Raw genomic sequence first — 1,175 nt, 5'->3', positions numbered from 1 at the left:
TAAGTAAGTCGGCGGGAAAATTTATAAGTATGTAACGAAAATTTAACCAGAGCGGTTAGAGTTAAATTTAATACGTTGTGTCCTGTAATTTCCTCTTTCTCCTCTAGCTTGAACACCATCTATTACTGCGTAAGCAAGATCCAACTCATCATCAAACATTTGTCCTGCTAGTTCATCCTTTTTGAGGTGTTGCCACTCCAATTCAATCGGATTCATTTCGGAGCAATATTTGGGCAAAAAGAAGATGTACAAACCCATCTGTTCCCACTTTGACCATAACTGCTGCACCTGAAGACATCGATGTATCGGCCCGTTGTCCTGCACTATTACTCTGATGCGCCCTGTCTTTTGGACATCAGCTGCTTCTTGCTCCATCATCTGGATATAAGATTTTCTGTCAACACCACCAATAACCAAACCGTAAACAAAGCTGATTATTGGTTGAAAAAATCCAATAATGCTTAATCTACGACCACGACGTTTACTTTGTTCTAGTCGTTTTTGCTCACCTCGGAAGTAATAGGTGTAACCCGGTTCGCTCCATGCACAAAACCCTGATTCATCCAAATACTTCAAGTCTATTTCTCCACTAGCAGCAGACAGTTCTAACATATCTAGGTCTGCTTGCTTTATTTCTTTGACTTTTGGATCTTGTTTCCCTTTGTGGCTCTTTCTGACTCGTTTCCAAATAACCCCCTTTTTTTGAGTACCCGTCTTAATCTGTCGGGACTCAGTTTAATAGAGCGATCGCTCTCTAATTTTTGGGCTAGTTGACGACTGTTATATGTACGTGGTTCTTCTTTGAGACATTCCTCTAAAAATACTATATCCTCTTCGCTATACTTGGTTTTGCCTCCTCTACCTGGGTTATCCCAAAGCCCTTCTAAATCAAGTTTTCGCCATTTATGTAAGATTTCTCTTACTGTTTGAGGAGTCCAATTGAAATGAGCAGCTATTTTTTCTACGTACCAGCCATGTGCATTTAGTCTAATGACCTCTGCTCGGTCTTTAACTTTCTGTGGTACATCCGCAGTTCTTAGGTTTAACAGGGTTTTATCTTGCTCATAGCTTAGGAACACCCTTAGACGAGCGCCCATACTCAGTCACCTCGGTAGATATATTCTCCGTATTTATTTATCTTTACATAGTTTGGTTTTTTCGTGCCGACTTACTTA

The 1,175-nt window shown here is 40.3% G+C and carries 1 protein-coding gene; it reads right to left on the bottom strand.

The genetic code is table 11. The features are described 5' to 3' along the window. Window positions 1–42: 42 nt before the first annotated feature. Window positions 43–1,097 (bottom strand): IS630 family transposase gene (locus ACM0OY_RS40380; protein WP_414574296.1). Its coding sequence is split into 2 segments (ribosomal slippage): window positions 43–702 and window positions 705–1,097, totalling 1,053 coding nucleotides; the frame shifts between segments, so codons are not numbered across the junction. Window positions 1,098–1,175: the final 78 nt, after the last annotated feature.

The sequence above is a fragment of the Nostoc sp. CCY 9925 genome (assembly GCF_963920935.1).
Lineage (GTDB): Bacteria > Cyanobacteriota > Cyanobacteriia > Cyanobacteriales > Nostocaceae > Nostoc.
Note: the sequence above shows the minus strand (reverse complement) of the source record. Positions and strands in the feature narration are given on the sequence as shown.